This window comes from Streptomyces alkaliphilus (assembly GCF_014141535.1).
Classification (GTDB): Bacteria; Actinomycetota; Actinomycetes; order Streptomycetales; family Streptomycetaceae; genus Streptomyces; species Streptomyces alkaliphilus.
In genome coordinates this window covers 1-5,449 of record NZ_VKHT01000287.1, presented here as the reverse complement: position 1 = coordinate 5,449, position 5,449 = coordinate 1, and the positions used below count along the sequence as shown (strand labels likewise).

Here is a 5,449-nt window from a genome sequence, read left to right as displayed (position 1 = left end):
CCCCCGTTCCGCGAGCCACCTCACCTGCTCCACCGGCTGCGACCCCCAGCCGCCGGCGTGATCCCCGAACTCCCACACGGTGATGTCCGCCCGCTCCCCCGCCCACCGGTTGTACGCCGCGAAGACGGTGGAGGGCGGACAGACGGGGTCCATCAGCCCCACGCTGAACAGCGCCGGCGCCGCGGCCCGGGCGGCGAAGTGGAGACCGTCGAAATGGTTGAGGACGTCGAACACGACCGCCGGGTCGACCCGGCGATGCCGCCCCAGATACCGGACCAACTCCGGGTAGGGGCCTTCCGAGGCGATCTCGGCCGAACGCCGGTAGTGGCACAGGAAGGGCACGTCGATCAAGGCCGCGGCCACCGTGTCACGGGCCAACCCGACCGTCGCCAACGCCAACCCCCCGCCCTGACTGATGCCGGAGACGATCACCCGCTCGGGATCGACGTCCGGGTGCTCGCGTACCGCGTCGACCGCCCGCACGCAGTCCGTCATCGCCCGCCGGTAGAAGTAGTGGTCCCGGTGCCCGATGCCACGGGTCATGAACCCGTAGGTCAACTGCGGGAAGGGCACGGGGTCCGGGTCGGGGGTGTCGTGGCCCTGGCCCCGGGTGTCCACCACCAACTGGGCGTAACCCATCGCACTCCAGAACAGGTGCTCGGTGGACAGGCCCCGTCCGCCGCCGTACCCGATGTAGGTCACCACCACCGGCAACGGGCGGGGCAGCCCGCGCGGCAGTATCAACCACGCCGCCACCGGCTGCCCGGCCCAGCCGGGGAACCGCACGTCGAAGACCTCCACCGTGGCGGGCGCGGGGTCGGTGACCGGTTCGTAGGTGGCCGGACCGGTCGCGGCGCCCCGCGCGGCCTTCAGCGTGCCGGCCCAGAAGTCGTCCAGGTCCGGCGGCTCCGGCACCTCGGGGCGGTAGCTTCTCAGCTCCTCGATCGACATATCGGTCAGCGCCATGCGGGCCTCCGGAGGGCATTGGCGGGAAAGCGCTTGCAGCCGGACCCTACGACCGTCCCCACACCCGGTCAACGCCCTGCCCGGGGCCTCTTGGGCGTGGCCCCGGCCCCCTGCCCCGGCCCGGTTCCGCGGGCCGGTTCCGTGGGCCGGTTCCGTGGGCCGATCGCACCGGAGGGCTGCCGACCGGAGACGTCACCCCACGGGCACCCCACCACCCGAACCACGGCCCGCGCCTCTCCGGCCGACCGACCCGTCGGTGGTACCGATGAGCCATGGAGTGGTTCACCGCCCCCGACGCCTGGCTCGGACGACTGGTCTTCCAGCGCGGGCTGGCGGCCGTCTACCTGATCGCCTTCCTCAACGCCGCCCTCCAGTTCCGCCCCCTGGCGGGTGAACGCGGCCTGACACCGGCACCGGACCTGCTGCGCCGGGTGCCGTTCCGCCGGGCCCCGAGCCTGTTCCACCTGCGCTACTCCGACCGTCTGCTGGGCCTGGCCGCCTGGAGCGGGGTGGCCGTCTCCGCCCTGTTGCTGGTGGGGGCGGCGGATCGGGCGCCGCTGTGGCTGTTCGTCGCGCTGTGGATCGTGCCGTGGGCGCTGTACCTGTCGATCGTCTCCATCGGACAGGGCTGGTACGGCTTCGGTTGGGAGAGCCTGCTGCTGGAGGCCGGGGTCCTGGCCGCGCTGCTGGGCAACGAACGGGTCGCTCCGCCCCTGCCCGTGATGATCCTGATCGCCTGGCTGCTCTTCCGCGTGGAGTTCGGCGCGGGGTTGATCAAGTGGCGCGGCGACCGGTGCTGGCGGGAGCTGACCTGCCTGGACCACCACCACGAGACCCAGCCCCTGCCCGGACCGCTCAGCCGCCGGTTCCACCTGCTGCCGCGTCCCCTGCACCGGATGGAGGTCCTCGCGAACCACGTGACCCAACTGTTCGTCCCGTTCCTGCTCTTCCTCCCCCAGCCGGTGTCCGGAACCGCCGCGGCGATCGTGGTCCTCACCCAACTGTGGCTGGTGCTGTCGGGAAACTTCGCCTGGCTGAACTGGGTCACCATCGTGCTCGCCCTGGCCCTGCTCGACTGGAGCCGGCTGGTCACACCACCGTCCGACCAACCCGACCCACCCCTCTGGTTCCTCGTGATGGTGTCGGCGATGACCGGGTGGATCCTGGTACTCAGCCGCCATCCGGTGCGCAACCTGCTCTCCCGGCGGCAGCGGATGAACGTCTCGCACGACCCGCTGCGGCTGGTGAACAGCTACGGGGCCTTCGGCAGCGTCTCGCGGGTGCGGCAGGAGATCGAGATCGAGGGCACCGACGACCCCCGGCCCGGGCCCGACACCGTGTGGCACGCCTACGGCTTCCGGGGCAAGCCCGGAGATGTGCGCCGTCGACCCCCGCAGGTGGCGCCCTACCACCTGCGACTGGACTGGATGATGTGGTTCGCCGCGCTCTCCCCCGCCTACGGCCGCCCCTGGCTTCCCCTGCTGGTCGAGCGCCTACTGGAGGGCGACCGGCCCACGCTGCGACTCCTGCGGCACAACCCCTTCCCCGACCGGCCGCCCCGCTGGATCCGGGCCCGGGTGTACCGCTACCGCTTCACCACCCGCGCCGAGCACCGCGACACCGGCGCCCACTGGCACCGCGAGGCGCTCCGCGACCGGATCCCGCCGACCACGCTCTGACCCGCACCCCGGATTTCACGTCCACCCCCTCGAATGCGGTATGGTTCTCGTGCACGGCGACGAGGGGCAAAGCCCCAGGTCACACCGGGCACCGGGACGTGGCGCAGTTTGGTAGCGCACTTGACTGGGGGTCAAGGGGTCGTGGGTTCAAATCCCGCCGTCCCGACGGTAGCCGGAAGGCGCTCCGAACAGGTGAAAGCCCTGTTCGGAGCGCCTTTCGGCATCTGACGGCCCATCAGCCCGGTAGGGGTCCGGCGACCCCCTTGGGGACCGCCCGGGGACCAGACGGGGGTCGGAGCCGGGAGGAAACCGCAGATCAGAGCACCTTTCCCCGGGGACCAAGATCGTGAGTGTTCCGGCCCGGTTGTGGGATGCCTACAACATCCGGCGGGTGGCCCCGGGCGGCTGCGCGGGCCCGACCGGAGGTGAGAGGTGGGCGCTCAGGGATCGGCCCGCCTCGGTGATCGAGCGCAGGTCCGGGTGCAGGTAGCGCTGGGTGGTGGCCAGTGAGCCGTGCCCGGCGATCTTCCGCAGCACGTGCAACGGCACCCCCGCGTCCGCCATCCACGTCAGCCCGGTGTGCCGCAGATCGTGCCGGCGCAGGTGCTCCCACCCCAGCGAGGTGACGACCTCGTCCCAGTGCGTGGCGTCCCGCAGCACGGCGGTGGCGATCCGCCCGCCGCGCGGGCCGGTGAACAACCGGGCATCGGGATCGGACCCGGCTGCCAGCAGGCGCCGGGCCACCAGGGGCCGCACCTCCTCGATCAGCGGCACCCGCCGCGCGACCTTGCCCTTGGTCCGCTTGTCCACCAACCCGCCCGGCGAGGGCGTGGTCTGCCGGCGCACCGTCCAGATCCACCGCTCCGGGTCGATGTCGCGCACCCGGACCCCGGAGACCTCCCCGATCCGGGCCGCGGTGCAGGCCGCGAAGATCACCACCTCCCCCCAGCCGGGGAACTCCCCGTGCGAGCGGGCCACCAGCGCCTCGGCCAGTGTGGTCAGTGCCCTCCAGTCGGGCAGGGCCAGGGACCGGGGGTCGTCCAGCTCGTCCTCGGCCCTGGCGTACTCCCGCTGCCAGCCCCTCACCTGTGCCGGGTTGGCCTGGATGAGGCCGTCGCGGCGGGCCTGTTCCATCACCCGCACCAGCACCGCCAGGCTGTTCTTGACCGTGGAGCGGCTGCATCCATCCGCGATCCATCCGTAGACGCTGCGGTCCACCGCGCCGTTGGTGACCATCGGCAGGCAGAGGTGGCCCAGGGAGGGCACCACCCGCAACCGCCAACCGGCCAGATACGGGTCGGTGGTCTTCGGCTCCAGTCCCCGCAGGGCCAACCCCATGTTCGCCTCGCCGTAGGTCGCCAGGGTCGGGTTCGAGGCCGCCGGATCGATCCCGCGCAGGGCCGCCGCACCCAGCCTCTCGATCCACTTCCGGGCCTCTTCCTCGGTACGGTGCGATCGCGACAGCGACCGGCGCCGCCCGGTGTGGGGATCGACCCACCGCACCCGGGCCCGGTGGGGCCGGACGCGTCCGGGCCGGTACTCGATGTCCGGGGAGAGCGCGACAGCGACCGGCAGCCGCTCGATGTGCGGCATCAACCCGCCCGCTTCGGGTCAACCCGACGATCGGCCAACCACTGCCGGACATCGGCCGCACCGTAGAGGACCAGGCGCTCCGAAAGCCTCACGAAGGGAGGGCCCTGGGGAGGGGAGGCCGTCCGCCACCGGCGCACGGTCGAGGGATCCACCTTCAACCATCGCGCCAAATCCTCCGTGCGATACCAACCGGTCCCACCGGCCACCGCCCCGGGAGGAGACACGGGGACGGGGTCATTGCTCTGCGTCATCGATTTTCCGTACGGGAGAAGGAAACGACTGCACATCACGCCCGATTGCCCTGCCGGGCACCGGGGGCGAACACCTTCCATCGTCACCACGATCACCGGTTTGCCCAACCGGCGATCATGGTCTATGTTCCACCGACCCACCCACGGAACAACGAGGCCACAGGCCACTTCACCGGTTCACATCACACTCCGGGCACGAAACCGGCCCACCCCGAGCGAGCCACCACCGACGACCCCCGGACCGAAAAAATCTCCACGACACCATGCGACGACCTGCCCGGAAGCACGCCAGCGTGGCGGAGGGCTCGCTGCGCGCACGCGGAGAAAAACCGCCCGCCCCGGATCACTGCGAATCTCTCGGAAAAGGGGAAACGGAGAAAACCGGATCGGTCACCGGGGCAGTCACACCTCCGGTAGAGTGAATCAATCCTCACCGCACAACTCGGATCCTATTCCGCCTGCGGAGCGGTCTCCGGAATTCTCCACCACGCCGATACCGAAACCCTTGCCAAAATCGCCCGGCTCACGCACTTCAAATCACCCAGGCCACTCCCCCGCGAACGCTTCCACACCACCCGGGAGCACCCGAACAACTCCATACGGAAATGACCGAGCACCGGACGTCAAGCCACCACCGCCCCGAAGCAGGACCGAGGGAATCCATCGACGCCGAACAGGTGAGCTTTCGATTCCCGGTGGCCCGTTCGGCTCGAAGTTCGGGTGCCGCGCCGATTCGCAGTGGCTTCACCGGCGAGACAACAGCTCAGGAGGTCGATGGCCGCTGATCGGACCGAAGAGGAGTGGACACCGGGGAGCGCGGTCCCAGGCGACCGTTCTCGTAACGAACCGTCACAGGCCGGCAACGGAAACGGTGTACCCGCCGGTACAGCCGTCCCGACACGGCAGGCTCCCCCGCCATGACCACCCCGCCACCCACACACCATCCCTACTACGCACCAC

General features: G+C 70.6%; 3 protein-coding genes and 1 tRNA gene. 2 read left to right on the top strand and 2 right to left on the bottom strand.

Annotated elements, in window-relative coordinates; translation table 11 throughout:
- Positions 1-966, bottom strand: a 966-nt coding sequence (locus tag FNQ90_RS11350; RefSeq protein WP_182606255.1) for an acetylxylan esterase, incomplete at its 3' end; no start/stop codon positions are given.
- 272 nt (positions 967-1,238) lie between these two features.
- Between FNQ90_RS11350 and FNQ90_RS11345 the strand changes: the two genes are divergently transcribed.
- Together FNQ90_RS11345 and FNQ90_RS11340 are read left to right on the top strand one after the other, a co-directional pair.
- On the top strand, positions 1,239-2,645 hold the full coding sequence (locus FNQ90_RS11345; RefSeq protein ID WP_182606254.1) for a lipase maturation factor family protein: 1,407 nt from the start codon (positions 1,239-1,241) through the stop codon (positions 2,643-2,645).
- Positions 2,646-2,737: 92 nt separating this feature from the next.
- Positions 2,738-2,811, top strand: a tRNA-Pro gene (locus tag FNQ90_RS11340).
- A gap of 209 nt (positions 2,812-3,020) precedes the next feature.
- Here FNQ90_RS11340 and FNQ90_RS11335 read toward each other — a convergent pair.
- Positions 3,021-4,238: a tyrosine-type recombinase/integrase gene (locus FNQ90_RS11335; RefSeq protein ID WP_182606253.1), complete on the bottom strand. Its 1,218-nt coding sequence runs from the start codon at positions 4,236-4,238 to the stop codon at positions 3,021-3,023.
- Positions 4,239-5,449 lie beyond the last annotated feature (1,211 nt).

What these genes read in the sequence shown, in the direction of transcription:
- FNQ90_RS11345 (WP_182606254.1), top strand. Translation starts at nt 1,239, where the DNA reads ATGGAGTGGTTCACCGCCCCCGACGCCTGGCTCGGACGACTGGTCTTC.
- FNQ90_RS11335 (WP_182606253.1), bottom strand. Translation starts at nt 4,238, where the DNA reads ATGCCGCACATCGAGCGGCTGCCGGTCGCTGTCGCGCTCTCCCCGGAC.